Here is a 15,304-nt window from a genome sequence, read left to right on the forward strand (position 1 = left end):
GGGGCGGCGACATGACGGCGCGCACGCTCGACGGCAAGGCCACGGCCGCCGCGATCAAGTCCGAGCTGGCGGCCCGCGTCACGGCGCTGGCCGCGCGCGGGGTCACCCCCGGGCTCGGCACCCTGCTGGTGGGGGAGGACCCCGGCTCGATGTCGTACGTCGCGGGCAAGCACCGCGACTGCGCCGAGGTCGGGATCGCCTCGATCCGCGAGGACCTGCCGGCCGACGCCACGCAGGAGCAGATCGAGGCCGCCGTGCAGCGGCTGAACGCGGACCCGGCGTGCACCGGGTTCATCGTGCAGCTGCCGCTGCCGCGCGGGATCGACACCAACCGGGTGCTGGAGCTCATCGACCCGGAGAAGGACGCCGACGGCCTGCACCCGACCAACCTCGGTCGGCTGGTGCTGCGGGTCAACGACGACATCGAGTCGCCGCTGCCGTGCACCCCGCGCGGGATCATCGAGCTGCTCACCCGGCACGGCCTCGGCCTGGCGGGTGCGGACGTGGTGGTCGTGGGCCGGGGGACGACGGTGGGCCGCTCGATCGGCCTGCTGCTGACCCGGCGCGAGATCAACGCGACGGTGACGCTGACCCACACCGGCACGGAGGACCTGGCCGAGCACACCCGCAACGCCGACGTGATCGTGGCGGCGGCCGGGGTGCCCGGGATCATCACGCCGGAGCTGGTGAAGCCGGGCGCCGTCGTGGTCGACGTGGGCGTGTCGCGGGTGGTCGACCCGGAGACCGGCAAGGCCCGGATCGCCGGCGACGTGCACCCCGGGGTCGCGGAGATCGCCGCGTGGCTGTCCCCGAACCCCGGCGGCGTGGGCCCGATGACCCGGGCGATGCTGCTGGCGAACGTGGTGGAGACCGCGGAGCGGCAGGCTTGAGACCGACCGACGCCCGGTGCCCCTGCGCTGATCGCGGGGGTGCCGGGCGTCGTCGTTCCCACCTGCCCGTCTGCGCCCCGGGCCGCTCCCGCGCGCCTCAGGCCGCGCGCACCGCCTCCGCCAGCAGCGCCACCGTCTCGCGCAGCACCGGCCGCGGCGTGGCGAGCGTGTAGCGGACGAACCCGCGCCCGGCCTCCCCGCAGGCGGGCCCGTCGGTGAGCGCCACCCCGTGCGCACCGAAGTGCCGGCCGGGGTGGTCGCCGAGACCGAGGTCGCGGCAGTCCAGCCACGCCAGGTAGGTGCCCTCGGGGGAGCGGTGCCGCACGCCCGGCAGGTCGGCGGCGACCAGCTCGGCGAGCAGCCGGCGGTTGCCGTCCAGGTAGTCGATCGCGGCGTCCAGCCACGGCCCGCCGGCCTCGTAGGCGACGGCGTTGGCCAGCACGCCGGGGGTGGAGGCGCCGTGCTCGTACTCCTCGCCGACCGCGTGCCAGCGCTCCGCGTCGGCGGCGGAGCCGAGCACCACCTGCGCGCACTTCAGCCCGGGCAGGTTCCACGCCTTCGACGCGGAGGTCGCGGTGACGGCGTGCGCGGCGGCCACCGGGTCGACCGAGGCGTAGGGCACGTGCCGGCGGCCGGCGTAGACCAGCGGCGCGTGGATCTCGTCGGCGAACACCCGGGCCCCGCGGGCGTCGACCACGCGGGCGATCCCGAGCAGCTCGTCGCGGTCGAGCACCCGGCCGGTGGGGTTGTGCGGGTTGCACAGCACGAGCAGCCCGCCGCCGCGCGGGTCGGAGCGCAGGGCGTGGTCGATCGCGTCCAGGTCGTGCACCAGGCGGTCGCCGTCCGGCACCAGCGGCACCTGCACCAGTCGGCTGCCCAGCGTGCCCGGCACGGTGAGGAACGGCATGTACGCGGGGGTGGGCAGCACGATCGTCGATCCCGGCGCGCTGAAGTGCAGCACCGTGGCGCGGAACGCCGCCATCACGTCGGCCACCGGCCGCACCCGTGCGGGGTCGACCGCCCAGCCGTAGCGGTCCGCCGCCCAGCCGGCGTACGCGGCGGACATCCGGTCGGCGAGCGCGGGCGGCAGGTAGCCGAACCGCTGGGCGTCCACGGCCTCGTGCAGGGCGTCCAGCACCACGGGCGCGGTGCCGAGGTCGGACTCGGCGACGAACGCGCCGATCCGGTCCTCGAACAGCGTCCACTTGAGCCCGCCGGCGGCCCGCAGGTCGGCGACGGTGCGGCGGTCGGTGCTGGCGGCGAGCGCGGCGTACGGGTCGGTCATCGGTCCTCCGGTGGGCGTCGTGCCCATCCCACCACGCGACGGCGACGCGGGTGTGTCCGGCGGCACGCCGCCCGATCCGCGCGCGGGGTCGGGGCGTGTCGGTGGCATGGGGTTGGATGGCCGGGTGCTGAACGTTGCGACTGCGAATGTCAACGGGATCCGGGCCGCCTTCAAGCGCGGCATGGGCTCCTGGATCGAGACCCGACGGCCGGACGTGCTCCTGCTGCAAGAGGTGCGCGCCCCCGACGAGATCCTGAGCGACCACCTGCCCACCGCCGACTGGCACCTCGCGCACGAGGCCAGCGAGCTCAAGGGCCGGGCGGGGGTCGCCATCGCGTCGCGCCTGCCGATGAGCGCGGTGCGGATCGGGCTCGGCACGGGCGTCCCGGTCGACACCGGGCGCTGGGTGGAGGCCGACCTGGAGCTGCCCGCCGACCCCGCCGCCGGTCGTCCGGAGCCGGGCACGGTGACCGTGGTCTCCGCGTACATCCACTCCGGCCAGGCCGGCACGCCCAAGATGGACGAGAAGTTCGCGTTCCTCGACGTCGTGACCAAGCGGCTGGCCGAGCTGGCCGCCGCCGGGGCGATGGTCGTGGTCGCCGGTGACCTCAACATCGCGCACCGCGAGGTCGACCTGAAGAACTGGCGGACCAACCGCAAGAACGCCGGCTTCCTGCCCGAGGAGCGCGCGTACCTGGACCGCTGGTTCGACGAGCTGGGCTGGCGCGACCTCGGGCGCGAGCACGGTGGCGAGGGCCCCGGCCCGTACACCTGGTGGACCTGGCGCGGGCAGGCCTTCGACAACGACGCCGGCTGGCGGATCGACTACCAGCTGGCCACCCCGGCGCTGGCCGACCGGGCGCGCAGCGTGGAGATCGACCGCGCGGCCACCTACGACGAGCGGTGGAGCGACCACGCGCCGGTGATCGTCGGCTACGACGTCTGACGCAGGCCCCGCGCGGTCGACCCGACGCTCACGGGTCGACCGCCGTGGGACGACCGGCGCGAGCCGACCGGCGACGACCGGGTCAGCCCTGCGGCTGCCCGTCGACGTCCAGCACCTGCCCGGCGGTGTCGAAGGTGACGTACCCGTTGGTGTAGTCGTCCGACAGGTACACCCGGACCTGCACGTCGCCGTAGACCCACTCGCCGTCGGCCAGCGACTCCGTGCGCTCGACGGACACGTACGGGCCGGAGTCGGTGGTGATCCCGAGCATCTGCGAGGACTGCTCGACCAGGCCCTCGATCAGCGTCCAGTCGATGCTGGTGGCGTCGAAGAGCATGGCCGCTGCGTCGTCCGGCTGGATGGACGACGCGCCCCGGTGCTCCACGGAGCCGTCCCGCCACCAGTACTCGTCGGTGGTGGTGGCGCCGGGGGTGGTGGGCGCGGTGACGTAGGCGTAGGTCTTGTAGATCGCCAGCTCGACGACCTGGTCGCCCCCGGCGGCGTCGGTCAGGTCGGCGACCACGCCGGGCGTGCGATCGGCGGGGAAGATGCTGGCGGCGTTGTCGCGGTCGAGGGCCTGCTGGGCGCGGGCGTCCTCCAGCGAGGTGCCCCGGGCGACGGCGAGCAGCGGGTCACGGGCCGGCCACAGCGTCGCGACGAAGGCGGCGAGCAGCACCACCAGCAGCACGAACGCCGGGATCTTGAGCAGACCCCGCTTGTCGCGCCCGGGCATCGGCGCGGCCTCCCACACGGGGGCCTGCTCGATCGCGCGTACCTGCGTGTCCTGGTCGGCGAGCCGCTGCCAGGTGTCCGGCGGGGTGTCGAGCAGTGCGACCTCGGGCCGGTCGGCCTTCGGCTGCGCGACGACCACCACGGCGCCGCGCTGCAGGGAGGGGAGCCGCCCGAGGTTGACCAGCGTGCGGATCGTGGTCTCGTAGGGCTGGCGGGTGCGCGGCGCGACGATCAGCCGGATCTCGCAGATCGGCTGGTCGTTCACCGAGGAGCCGGTGGCGCGGGTGTCGAGGATCTTGGCGAGCGCGATGCGGCCCTCGCGCTCCGCGGCCTCCAGGTCGCCGGCGGCCACGTGCGCGGTCCCGCCGAAGCCCTTGACCAGGCTCACCAGCACGCTGAGCAGGATCGCCACCGGCAGGGCGACGGGCAGCAGCCACACCGGCAGCGCGTCGTCGAGGTCGAGGATCTGGAGCAGCAGGGCGGCGGCGGCCACCCCGACCGCGACGGAGCGGAGCACACGGATCATGCCTCCATCCTGCACATCCGGGCAGATGCCCTCAAACCGGACGGGCCGGTTGACGTGCGCGGATGCCCCGGATCGGCGGGTCGGCCACCCGATCGGGTGGGATGGGCCTCACGGCGCGGTCGGCAGCTCGCGCATCCGCAGCAGCGGCGAGATCAGCACCGGCAGCGCGGCGAGGAAGGTGAGCATGACGGACACCCACAGCGTCGGCACGATGCCGAAGGTGTGCCCGAGCCAGCCGCCGAGCAGCCCGCCGATCGGCATGGAGCCCCAGACGATGAACCGCACGGAGGCGTTCATCCGGCCGAGCAGCGCCGGCGGGCACACCCGCTGGCGGAACGTCACCTGCGCCACGTTGTAGACGACCACGGCGAAGTAGAAGGTCAGGCCGCCGGTGATCAGCACCGCCTGCGGCGGCAGCGGCAGGATCGCGGCGAGCGGGGTGAGCGCGGCGGCGGGGGTCCACACGATCGCGGACAGCGGGATCAGCCGGGCCTCGCCGACCCAGCGCTGGATCTTCTCCGCGGACAGCGCACCGAGCAGGCCGCCGATCGCGCTCGCCGAGAGCACCGTGCCCAGCGCCGCCTCGTCCAGGCCGAGCTCGCGCACGATGTACAGCACGGACAGCGCGCCGGTGATCGATCCGGCCAGGTTGCCGATCGAGGTGCACGCGACGATCCGGCGCAGCAGCCGGTGCCGCAGCACGAAGCCCAGGCCCTCGGCGATCTCGGTGCGCAGCGAGCGACGGTGCTCGACGGGCGGCAGCGTCTCGACCTGCCGGATCCGCCCGACCGCCAGCGCCGACACGAGGTAGGTCACGGCGTTCACGCCGATCAGCACCGGCGCCGACACCACCCGCAGCAGCACGCCGCCGAGCGCGGGGCCGACCACCTGCGCGACCGACTGGGTGGACTGGAGCTTCGCGTTGCCCTCGCCGATGTGCTCCAGACCGACCAGGCCGGGCACGTAGGACTGGTGCGCGACGTCGAAGAACACCGAGGCGGCGCTGATCACCAGCGCGCCCGCGTACAGCAGCGGCATGGAGCCGTGGCCGAGCAGCGTCGCGACCACCACGACGCCGAGCGCGAGCGCGCGCACCAGGTCGGCGACGATCAGCACGCGGCGCTTGCGCATCCGGTCGACCCAGGCGCCGGTCGGCAGGCCGATCACCAGGAACGCGGCGGTCTCGGCGGCGGTGAGGGCGCCCATCTGCCACTCGGTCGCCTCGAGGGTCTGCACCGCGAGGATCGGCAGCGCCAGGCCGGTGAGCTGGGCGCCGAGCTGGCCGAAGGCGTCGCCGACCCAGAGCCGGCGGAAATCCGCGTGGTGCACCAGCGACCGGCGGGGCGGGGCCTGCGTCTGCGAGGTCATGCGGCGAGTCTGGCGGGACTGATTGGGAAAAGTCAATCAGTTAGGCTCGGGGCATGACCTCCGACCCCGCGGATCGCGCCGACGACGCCGACGCCCGCGCGCTGGCCTCGACGCTGCGGCTGCGGATCCTGCGCATGTGCCTGGACGAGCCGATGACCAACCGGGAGATCGCCGAGCGTCTGGGCAAGAACCCGGCGACCGTGCTGCACCACGTGCGGACCCTGGCGGACCGCGGCTTCCTGCGCGCCGAGCCGGTGCGACGCGGTGCCCGCGGCTCCCGCGAGGTGCCGTACCTCGCGACCAAGAAGTCCTGGCGGAGCCCCGACTTCGAGGGGGTCTCGCGACTGCTGGTCGACACGTTCCTGGAAGAGCTCGCGGACGCCGACCCCGCCACCGTGCGGATGTCCCGGCTCGGCGTGCGGCTGTCCGAGCAGGAGCACGCCGAGCTGCTGGAGCGGGTGTACGGCTACCTCGAGGAGCTGGCGGCGCGACCGCCGACCCCCGGCGGGCGGCCGTACTCGCTGTTCCTGGCGCTGCACGAGGACGCAGGACGCCTGCCGCGCTCGGCCGGCGGCCCGGACGACGACGGCCGCGCGACCGCTCCCGAGCAGGAGGGTCACGCGGCCGCCGAGGCCTGAACGGGTCAGTAGCGGATCGCGTCGATCACCTTGACCCGCACCGCGAACACCGCGGGCAGCAGGCCGGCCAGCGCGCCGATCCCGGCCGAGCACACCAGGCCGATCACCGCCGCCGACACCGGGAACCCCGGCATGTCCTGGATCGTCATGCCCATCAGCCGCTCGATCGGCAGGTTGCTGATCCCGACCACGGCGAGCGCCACGCCGATCACGCCCGCGACCACCGTGGCGACCACCGACTCCATCAGCACCCCGAAGAACACCCGGGTCGACGTCGCGCCGAACGATCGCCGGATGCCGATCTCGCGGATGCGGTGCCGCACCGTCACCAGGGCGATGTTCACCAGGCCGAGCCCGCCGAGCAGCAGCGCGAAGCCGCCGACCGCCAGGATCACCCACTTCGCCGCCCGGTCGATCACGAACGGGTTGGACGACGGCTTCGAGACCGAGACCTCCATGCCGGGCAGCGCGGCGCCGAGGTCGGCGTCCAGCCGGTCGACCAGGGTGTCCGCGTCGCCCGGCGGCACCCAGACCTCCATGCTCGGCGTCTGCACGCCCCACGGGTCGGTGCGCAGCCCCCACCGGTCCACGTCGTCCTGGAGCAGGTAGACCTGCGGGTCCTGACCGGTCCACTGGTCCGGGAACACCCCGACGATCGCGGCGGTCACCGGCAGGTCACCGCGCAGCACCACGGTCGGGTGCGTGCTCACGGCACCGGCGCCGATCCGGTCCATGAACGCCTCGTTGACCACCAGCGACGGCGCGTACCGCTCGGTGTCGGCGTCGGTGAACCAGCGTCCGTCGACGATCGCGGTGCGGTGGATGATCCCGTAGTCCGGGTCGACGCTCTGGCCCTGGACCAGCTGGGTGCCGCCCGGCAGCTCGACGTTCACCTGCGTCCAGGTCAGGCGGGTGGCGTAGTCGATCTGGTAGCGCGCGGTGACGTCGGTCAGCGCCGCGTCGATCGCCTCCGCGTCGCCGCTGGTCGCCGCGGTGCGGGGGTATGCCGACACGTAGAGCGTGGTGGCGCGGCCGTTGCCCTGCTCGGCCTGCTCGCGCATGCCCTGCGTGAGCATCTGCACCGCGGCGGTGACCCCGGTGATCGCCATGACCGCGGCGGCCACGCCGATCAGCGACAGCAGCACCCGCAGCTTGTGGATCCGCAGCTCGTCCCAGGCCTCGACGATCGCGCCGACGACGCCGGTCATGCGGCACCTCCGGGGCGCTCGACGAGCGCGCGGTCGGTGCCGGCGCGGTCGGTGCTCGCGCCGAGCGTCGGCACGTCGCCCACCCACTCGGCCAGCGATCCCGGCCGGTCCGGCGCCACCAGGTCCACGCCCACCAGCCGGCCCTCGGCCAGCCGGTAGTGCCGCTGGGCGCGCGCCGCGACCGCGAGGTCGTGCGTGATCGTCACCAGCGCGGAGCCGGACTCCTGGGCGATGTCGTCCAGCAGCTGCATGATCTCGGTGCCGGTGTCGACGTCCAGCGCGCCGGTCGGCTCGTCGGCCAGGATCACCCGGGGCTTGCGGACCAGCGCCCGGGCGATGGCCACCCGCTGCTGCTCGCCGCCGGACAGCTTCTCCGGGCGGTCCTCCAGCCGGTCGCCGAGCCCGACCCGCTCCAGCATCTCGGCGGCCAGCCGGCGCCGGGACCAGAACTGCCGGCCCGAGGCGTAGAGCAGGGGAGCGGCGACGTTCTCCAGCACCGTGCGGCCGGTGAGCAGGTTGAACTGCTGGAACACGAAGCCGAACGACTCCCCGCGCAGCCGCGAGCGACGCCGTCCGGACAGCTTCGCCGTGGGCGCGCCGTCCAGCAGGTACTCCCCGGACGTGGGGGAGTCGAGCAGGCCGAGGATGTTGAGCAGGGTGGACTTGCCGGTGCCGGAGCGGCCGACGACGGCCACGTGCTCGCCGGCGTCCACCCGCAGCGACACCCCGCGCAGGATGTGCAGCACGCGGTCGTCCGGCAGGCGCACCGACCGGGTCACCTCGTGCAGGTCGAGGAGGTTCACGAGCCGCACACCGCCGGGTCGGACGTGGCCGGGTCGGTGCAGTCGACCTTCGCGTCGCTGACCACCGGGATGTACTCGAGCACGGTGTCGCCCTCGGCGGCCCCCTCGAGGATCTGCACGTTCTTGCCGTCGGTCAGGCCGAGCGTCACGGCGCGCTCCTCGGTGGTGCCGTCCGCGCCGACCAGCCAGACCTTGCCGTTCTGCACGGAGCCCTGCACGGCGGTGACCGGCAGCAGCAGCGCGCCCTCGGCGTTGCCGTTGACGATCGCGATCTCCGCGCCGAGCCCCGCGAACGCGGTGACCCCGGCCGGGATCGCGCAGGTGATCGTGCCCGACGTCGTGCTGCCGGTGTCCGTGGAGCCCTCGGTGCCGGTGGTGCCGGTGTCCTCGACCGCGCCGATCCGCAGGCCGGTGCAGGTGAACGGCGCCGGGCCGCCCTTGAGCGTCACCTGGCCCTCCGTCGGTGCGTTGATCAGCCGGTACTGCTGGTCCGGCGTGAGCGTGCCCTGCACGGACAGCGTGCCCGGCGTGACCTTCCCGATCGTGTCGCCCACCGCGACCACCTGGTCCTTGAGGGTGGTCAGGCTGAGCACCCCGGCGGAGCCCGCGACCACGGTGGTCCGGGTGACCTTCGGCTTGTTCTCGGTGATCGTCTGCATGCCGGTCTCCGGGTCGGTGGTGACCGTCGGGTCGACCGGGGTCTCGGAGCGGATCTCCAGCACCGGGGTGTCGGCGGCGACCACCTGGCCGTCCGCGGCGAGCAGCTTCGACACCTCGCCGGCCGCCGTCGACCGCACCGCACGGGCCGGGTCGGCGATCACGGCGGCGGACACGGTGACGGTGTTGGTGACCGTCCCGGTGCTGACCTGGACCTCCGGCTCGGTGATCTGCGCGCTCGGCTGCAACGGATCGGTGGCCGTCGCGGCCTCGTCGGCGCTGCCGAACGCGAGCACGGCCAGGGCGGCGGCGATGACCGCCCACAGGATGATGCGGATCGTCGGGAAGATGATCCGGCGTGTGACCCCCACGGGCCCTCCTCGGGGAGTGTGCGCACGCGGTCCGGTGCTCCGCGCGCTACGTCGCGGCTGACACTACTACGCGCCGCGCACTACCGGGCACGATCAAGTACCTGCGCGCCGCCCGCTCACCCGCTTGCCTCACCCTGCGCCCGGACGCCAGAACGCCGAGTTGTCATCCGTTGTCGCTTCCCGGGTCCGGGAAGCGACAACTCGTGACAACTCGGCGTCGGCGAGGCGCGCGGGTCAGGCGGCGGGGCCCTCGGGGGTGGCGACGAGGAACGCGGGGGCGTGCACGCCCTGCGCGGCGAACGCGTCCGCGACCGCCCGGGCGACCGGCTCGACGTCCTCGGCGCGCACCAGCGCGATGGCGGATCCGCCGAACCCGCCGCCGGTCATCCGCGCGCCCAGCGCCCCGGCGTCGCGCGCGGCCTCGACGGCGAGGTCGAGCTCGCGGCACGACACCTCGTAGTCGTCGCGCAGCGAGGCGTGCGAGGCGTCCATCGCGTCGCCGACCTCGTCCAGCCGGCCCTCGTCGAGCAGGCTGACGAACTCCTCGACCCGGGCGATCTCGGTGACGACGTGCCGCACCCGGCGGACCAGCACCTCGGCGTCCGCCGACCCGTCGCCGACCGGCCCGGTGCGGTGCGCCAGCGTCGCCAGCGCGTCGCCCAGCCCGTCCTCGCCGATCTCCCGCAGGGTGGTGACCCCGAGGATCTGCGCGGCCTGCTCGCAGGTGGCCCGGCGGGCGGCGTACTGCCCGTCGACCAGCGCGTGCTCGGCCTTGGTGTCGATCACCAGCAGCGCCAGCCCGTGCGCGGCGAGGTCGAAGGGCACGTGCCGCACCGACCCGTCCAGGCAGTCGAGCAGCAGGGCGTGCCCGGCGCGGCCGCGCAGCGACACGGACTGGTCCATGCCGCCGGTGCTCGCCCCGGCGATCTCGTTCTCCGCCCGGATGCACGCCGCCGCGAGCGTCGCCCGCCCGGCGTCGTCCGGCGCGTCCTCGGTGCCCGCGAGCCCGAGCCCGAACAGGGCGTCCAGCGCGACCGCGACGGCGCACTCCAGCGCCGCCGAGGAGGACAGCCCGGCGCCGTAGGGCACGCAGGAGTCCACCGCGATGTCGAAGCCGCCGATCGTGTGCCCGGCCTCGCGCAGCGCCCACGCCACGCCGACCACGTACGCCGGCCAACCGCTCACCGTGCCCGGGGCGACGTCGGCCAGCGCGATCTCGCGCACGCCCGCGCCCTCCTGCGCGGACACCAGGCGCACCAGGTCGCCCTCGGTGCGACGCACGGCGGCGTAGGTACGGTGCGGCAGGTCGAAGGGCAGGCAGAGCCCGCCGTTGTAGTCGGTGTGCTCGCCGATCAGGTTGACCCGGCCGGGGGCCGACCAGGTGCCGTCGGGGTCGCCGCCGAGCCGCTCGCCGAACAGCGCCCGCACCCGGGCCTCGCCCTCCGCACGGTCCCAGGCGGTGACGTGCACCGGCGCGGCGCTCATCGGGCCACCTGCTGCAGGCGCGTCGCGATCCGCTCGGGGGTGGTGTCGCTGATCCAGGCGGCCATGCCCGACTCCACGCCGGCCAGGTACTTCAGCTTGCCCGGGGCGCGCAGCACGGAGAACAGCTGGAGGTGCAGGCGGGAAAGGTCACGGCCCTCGCGCACCGGCGCCTGGTGCCAGCCGGAGATGTACGGCAGCGGGATCGGGGTGCCGTCCGGCTCCTCGAAGAACAGGTCGAGGCGGCGCAGCAGCTCCAGGTAGGTCACCGACAGGTCGGCGCGCTCGGCGTCGGTCAGCGCCGGCAGGTCCGGCACGTCGCGGCGCGGGGCCAGGTGCACCTCGACGGGCCAGCGGGCCGCGAACGGCACGTAGGCCACCCAGTGCTCCGACTCCAGCACGATCCGCTCGCCGTGCGCGAGCTCGGCGTCCAGCACGTCCCGCCCGAGCAGGCGCCCGGTGCTCTCCGCGTGCGCGCGGGCCTGGGTCAGCATGGCCTGCGTGCGCGGGGTCAGGTACGGGAAGGCGTAGATCTGGCCGTGCGGGTGGTGCAGGGTGACGCCGATCTCCTTGCCGCGGTTCTCGAAGGCGAACACCTGCTCGATGCCGGGCAGGTCGCCCAGCGCGCGGGTGCGGTCGGCCCACGCCTCGACGATCGTGCGCATGCGCTGCGGGGACACCGTGCGCAGGGACGCCGTCGGGTCGCTGCTGAAGCAGATCACCTCGCAGCGGCCCGCCGCCGGACGGGTCGGCCACAGCTCCTCGCCGTCGCGCAGGGTGACGACGTCCTCGACGCCCGGCACCGCCATCAGCGAGGGGAAGCGGTTCTCGAACACCACGACGTCGTAGTCGGTGTCCGGGATCTCGCCGTCGGAGTACGCCGCGCCCGGGCGGGCCGGGGCCAGCGGGTTCGCGTCGGCCGGCGGCAGGAAGGTGCGGTTCATCCGGTGCGCCGCCATCGGGATCCAGTCCCCGGTCAGCGGGTCGCGCCGCAGCTCCGGGCCGGTGACCGGGCGGGCCACGCCGTCCTCGCCGACCACGGGGGCGAACCGCGGGGGCAGCGGGCGCGGGTCGTCCAGCCGACGCACCTGCTCGCCCGCGACGTAGGGGGCGGAGTCGTCGAAGTAGAACAGGTCGCGGCCGTCGGCCATCGACGTGCGGGTGCGGCGCACGCCCGGGGTCAGCAGGACGCTGTCGGGTGTCACGGTGTCTCCTCGGTGAGCGGGTGGTGCGGGGTGCCGGCGCCGTCGACGTCGGTGGTGGGCGTGGCCACGGCGCAGCCTGCCTCGGTGAGCGCGGTGCGGGCGGCCGGCGGCAGGGCGTCGTCGGTGACCAGCAGGTCGACCTCGTCCAGCGGGGCGATGTGCGCCAGCCCGACCACCCCCCACTTGGAGTGGTCGGCGAGCACGGTCACCGCCGCGGCGGCGCGCAGCAGGGCCCGGTCGGTGGCGGCCTCGGCGAGGTTCGGCGTCATCAGGCCGCTGGCGTCCAGCCCGTGCACGCCGAGGAACAGCCGGTCCACCCGCAGCGTCGCCAGTGCGGCGTCCGCCACCGGTCCGACCAGCGCGTCCGAGGGGGTGCGCGTGCCGCCGGTGAGGATCACGTCCAGCGGGCCCGCACCGGGGGCGGCGTGGTGCAGCGTCTCGGCCACCGGCAGCGAGTTGGTGACCACGGTGAGCGGGCGCAGCGCGGGGTCGGCGGCGATCCGCTGCGCCAGCAGGTGCGTCGTGGTGCCGGCGGACAGGGCCACGGCCTGACCGGGCTCGATCGTGGCGGCGGCGACCGCGGCGATGGCGTCCTTCTCGGCGGTGGCCCAGGTGCTCTTGGCCTCGAACCCCGGCTCGTCGGCGGGGCGTCCTGCCGTGTCGGGGGAGACCGCGCCGCCGTGCACCCGGCGGACCAGGCCCGCGCGGTCGAGCTCGGTGATGTCGCGCCGGATCGTCATCTCGGAGACGTCGAGCTGCTCCACCAGGTCGGCCACCCGGACGGCGCCGTGGGCGCGCACCTCGGCGACGATGCGGTCCTGCCGTTGACTCGCGAGCACGGATGACAGTATCCACCAGATCCGAACAAGAACCAACATCCACGGGTGCGGCTCACCCGTCCGCGCGGGCGCCCGGGTCCGCCGAGGTTGCACGAACGCAGGCTTTCCGGCGCGGGAAGGCTGCACCCGTGCAACCTCGGCGTGGTGCAGGCGGACGCTCAGTCCGAGAGGCCGATCAGGCCGAGCGGGTCGGCGTTGCACAGCGAGAAGTCCTCGTTGAACTCCTGCGCGAAGATCCCGGTGCGCTCGTCGCCGTCCCGGTCGAGGTCGGCGGCGGTGTAACCCGGTTCGACCGCACCCCGCCGGACCAGGCACGCCGCCAGGATCGTGCTCTCGTCCAGGTGCTGCGGGTTGCGCCGCATCGCCACGCGCAGCCAGCCGACCGTGCGCTCGCCGGACGAGGTCTCGCAGGCGAGGTTCTGCTCGTCCACCAGGGCGATCGCCGCGTCCTGGCTGCTGTCGACACCGGGCGGGAAGGACGCGGAGATCCTCCCCTCGTCGGAGTACACCACGTCGCTGTAGCCGAGGTCGGTGAGGCAGGTGACCAGGCGGCTCCGGACCTCCTGGAACTCCTGATCGCTGATCACCCCGTCAGCCAGTGCGTCTCGCTCGAAGTCGGTGGTTGCCTCGGCCCGCGCCTGGGCGATCTCGGCCTCCCATCCGGACCCCGTCGTGGCGCCGACGGTCGTGCCGCCGCTCGCCGGACTCCCGGCGCAGGCGGAGAGCAGCAGCACGGCCGCGATCCCGGCGGCGCTGCCGAACTGGGTCGTCATGCACGCACCCATCCACGCGCCACGACGTCCGGGTAGCGCGCCCGTTGATCGGACCAGTCGCCCTTCGCTGCGGCATTGGCCCGAATGTAGCCGTCACTGAAGATCAGGGTGTGCTTGATCTTGTAGGAGCAGGAGTTGTTCTTGGCCTTCCAGTCGTAGACCGAGGCGCAGGATGCCGCCTGTGCGGGAGCTGCCGAAATCACGGCCGCCCCGGTGCTCATCGTGAATGCCAACACTGCGGCCGCGATCAACTTCTTCATCGTCGTTCTCCCGGATCTTGGTGGTCGTCGTGGACGATTCCCACCGTAGGGATCCGAGCGGCGTCGCGTTGCGTCGCGTGTGTATTTTCCGTGGTCCCCAGGGATATCCCTCGGCTGCCGCGTGTCCCGTGGGACGTCAGCGCGCGACCGGCGTGAGGCCGAGGCTCTTGCCCGCCAACCCGCGCGAGCGCGCGCCCAGGGCCCGCGCCACGCCGACCAGCGCCTGCGCGGCGGGGGAGTCGGGGTCGGTCAGCACCACGGGGGTGCCGCCGTCGCCGGCCTCGCGCAGGCTGATGTCCAGCGGCACCTGCCCGAGCACCGGCACCGTGGTCCCGGTGGTCTTCGTGAGGTTCTGCGCGACGCGCTCGCCGCCGCCGGAGCCGAACAGCTCGAGGCGTGAGCCGTCAGGCTGCTCCAGCCAGGCCATGTTCTCCACGACGCCGACGACGCCCTGGCGGGTCTGCGTGGCGATCGACCCGGCGCGCTCGGCCACCTCGGCGGCGGCGAGCTGCGGGGTGGTGACGATCAGCAGCTCGCTGGTCGGCAGCAGCTGGGCGATCGAGATCGCGATGTCGCCGGTCCCGGGCGGCAGGTCGAGCAGCAGCACGTCGAGGTCGCCCCAGAACACGTCGGCGAGGAACTGCTGGAGCGCTCGGTGCAGCATCGGTCCGCGCCAGACGACCGCCTGCCCCGGCGGCACGAACATGCCGATCGAGATGACCTTGACCTCGTGCGCGATCGGGGGGAGCAGCATCTCGTCCACGCGGGTGGGCGGCTGGCTGACGCCGAGCATCCGGGGGATCGAGAAGCCGTAGATGTCCGCGTCCACCACGCCGACCCGCAGGCCGTCCCGGGCCATCGCGACGGCGAGGTTCGCGGTGACGGAGGACTTGCCGACGCCGCCCTTGCCGGAGGCCACCGCGAACACCTTGGTCAGGGAGGTGGGCTGCGAGAACGGGATCACCGGCGCGGCGCCGCCGCGCAGCCGCTCGGTGAGCTGGGCGCGCTGCTCCGGGCTCATCACGCCCATCGCCATCCGCACCTCGGCGACGCCCTCGACCGCCTGCACGGCCGCGGTCACGTCCTTCGTGATCGTGTCGCGCAGCGGGCAGCCGGCGGTGGTGAGGTCGATGCCGACGGTCACGCGCGCACCGGCGGCGCCGGTGGTGTCGACGTCCACCGAGCGGACCATGCCGAGCTCGGTGATCGGCCGCCGGATCTCGGGGTCCTGCACGGCGGCGAGCGCGGTGCGGACGGCGGCGGCGACCGCCTCGGGGTCACGGGTGTCGAGCGCGGCGGGCATGGGGTCCATCGTAGGTCG

At 74.0% G+C, this 15,304-nt stretch carries 15 protein-coding genes; 3 read left to right on the forward strand and 12 right to left on the reverse strand.

The annotated features are described in order from the left end of the window. Nucleotides 1-11 precede the first annotated feature (11 nt). Entirely contained in the window at nucleotides 12-890 is an 879-nt protein-coding gene (locus tag ACZ5HG_RS04600) for a bifunctional methylenetetrahydrofolate dehydrogenase/methenyltetrahydrofolate cyclohydrolase (RefSeq protein WP_464180685.1), read from the forward strand. 97 nt (nucleotides 891-987) lie between these two features. Here the strand turns inward: ACZ5HG_RS04600 and ACZ5HG_RS04605 are convergent, their stop codons facing one another. Further along, nucleotides 988-2,175, reverse strand: a complete 1,188-nt coding sequence (locus ACZ5HG_RS04605; protein ID WP_464180686.1) for a MalY/PatB family protein — start codon at nucleotides 2,173-2,175, stop codon at nucleotides 988-990. Nucleotides 2,176-2,299: 124 nt separating this feature from the next. On the opposite strand from ACZ5HG_RS04605, the gene ACZ5HG_RS04610 reads away from it, so the two are divergent. Continuing rightward, complete coding sequence (locus tag ACZ5HG_RS04610; RefSeq protein WP_464180687.1) at nucleotides 2,300-3,121, forward strand: exodeoxyribonuclease III; 822 nt, start codon at nucleotides 2,300-2,302, stop codon at nucleotides 3,119-3,121. 82 nt (nucleotides 3,122-3,203) lie between these two features. Here ACZ5HG_RS04610 and ACZ5HG_RS04615 read toward each other — a convergent pair whose 3' ends face one another. Continuing rightward, nucleotides 3,204-4,379, reverse strand: coding sequence for a hypothetical protein (locus ACZ5HG_RS04615; protein WP_464180688.1), 1,176 nt, complete (start codon nucleotides 4,377-4,379; stop codon nucleotides 3,204-3,206). A gap of 108 nt (nucleotides 4,380-4,487) precedes the next feature. Continuing rightward, entirely contained in the window at nucleotides 4,488-5,747 is a 1,260-nt protein-coding gene (locus ACZ5HG_RS04620) for an MFS transporter (protein WP_464180690.1), read from the reverse strand. A 53-nt stretch (nucleotides 5,748-5,800) separates the two neighbouring features. Between ACZ5HG_RS04620 and ACZ5HG_RS04625 the strand changes: the two genes are divergently transcribed. After that, a complete protein-coding gene (locus tag ACZ5HG_RS04625) occupies nucleotides 5,801-6,385 on the forward strand; it encodes an ArsR/SmtB family transcription factor (protein WP_464180692.1) in 585 nt (194 codons plus the stop codon). Nucleotides 6,386-6,390: 5 nt separating this feature from the next. Here the strand turns inward: ACZ5HG_RS04625 and ACZ5HG_RS04630 are convergent, their stop codons facing one another. The 9 genes from ACZ5HG_RS04630 to ACZ5HG_RS04670 all read right to left on the reverse strand — a co-directional run bounded on the left by ACZ5HG_RS04630 (nucleotide 6,391) and on the right by ACZ5HG_RS04670 (nucleotide 15,286). Continuing rightward, nucleotides 6,391-7,593: an ABC transporter permease gene (locus ACZ5HG_RS04630; RefSeq protein WP_464180693.1), complete on the reverse strand. Its 1,203-nt coding sequence runs from the start codon at nucleotides 7,591-7,593 to the stop codon at nucleotides 6,391-6,393. Then, a complete protein-coding gene (locus tag ACZ5HG_RS04635; RefSeq protein WP_464180694.1) occupies nucleotides 7,590-8,396 on the reverse strand; it encodes an ABC transporter ATP-binding protein in 807 nt (268 codons plus the stop codon). Before ACZ5HG_RS04635 ends, ACZ5HG_RS04630 begins: the two co-directional genes overlap by 4 nt. Beyond that, nucleotides 8,393-9,424 carry an efflux RND transporter periplasmic adaptor subunit gene (locus ACZ5HG_RS04640; protein WP_464180696.1) on the reverse strand — a complete coding sequence of 344 codons (1,032 nt, stop codon included), beginning with the start codon at nucleotides 9,422-9,424 and terminating at the stop codon, nucleotides 8,393-8,395. The genes ACZ5HG_RS04635 and ACZ5HG_RS04640 overlap by 4 nt, the downstream gene beginning before the upstream one ends. A gap of 234 nt (nucleotides 9,425-9,658) precedes the next feature. Next, nucleotides 9,659-10,909: a galactokinase gene (galK, locus tag ACZ5HG_RS04645; protein ID WP_464180698.1), complete on the reverse strand. Its 1,251-nt coding sequence runs from the start codon at nucleotides 10,907-10,909 to the stop codon at nucleotides 9,659-9,661. Next, the gene (galT, locus tag ACZ5HG_RS04650; protein WP_464182101.1) at nucleotides 10,906-12,057 is read right to left on the reverse strand and encodes a galactose-1-phosphate uridylyltransferase; all 1,152 of its coding nucleotides are present in this window, start codon (nucleotides 12,055-12,057) and stop codon (nucleotides 10,906-10,908) included. Before galT ends, galK begins: the two co-directional genes overlap by 4 nt. Before the next feature lie 50 nt (nucleotides 12,058-12,107). After that, nucleotides 12,108-12,950: a DeoR/GlpR family DNA-binding transcription regulator gene (locus ACZ5HG_RS04655; RefSeq protein WP_464180699.1), complete on the reverse strand. Its 843-nt coding sequence runs from the start codon at nucleotides 12,948-12,950 to the stop codon at nucleotides 12,108-12,110. 158 nt (nucleotides 12,951-13,108) lie between these two features. Then, complete coding sequence (locus ACZ5HG_RS04660; RefSeq protein WP_464180701.1) at nucleotides 13,109-13,723, reverse strand: hypothetical protein; 615 nt, start codon at nucleotides 13,721-13,723, stop codon at nucleotides 13,109-13,111. Then, on the reverse strand, nucleotides 13,720-13,983 hold the full coding sequence (locus tag ACZ5HG_RS04665) for a hypothetical protein (RefSeq protein ID WP_464180702.1): 264 nt from the start codon (nucleotides 13,981-13,983) through the stop codon (nucleotides 13,720-13,722). Before ACZ5HG_RS04665 ends, ACZ5HG_RS04660 begins: the two co-directional genes overlap by 4 nt. A 136-nt stretch (nucleotides 13,984-14,119) precedes the next feature. Further along, nucleotides 14,120-15,286, reverse strand: a complete 1,167-nt coding sequence (locus ACZ5HG_RS04670) for an Mrp/NBP35 family ATP-binding protein (protein WP_464180704.1) — start codon at nucleotides 15,284-15,286, stop codon at nucleotides 14,120-14,122. Between the last annotated feature and the right edge of the window lie 18 nt (nucleotides 15,287-15,304).

The organism is Cellulomonas sp. GTC20042 (assembly GCF_055389595.1).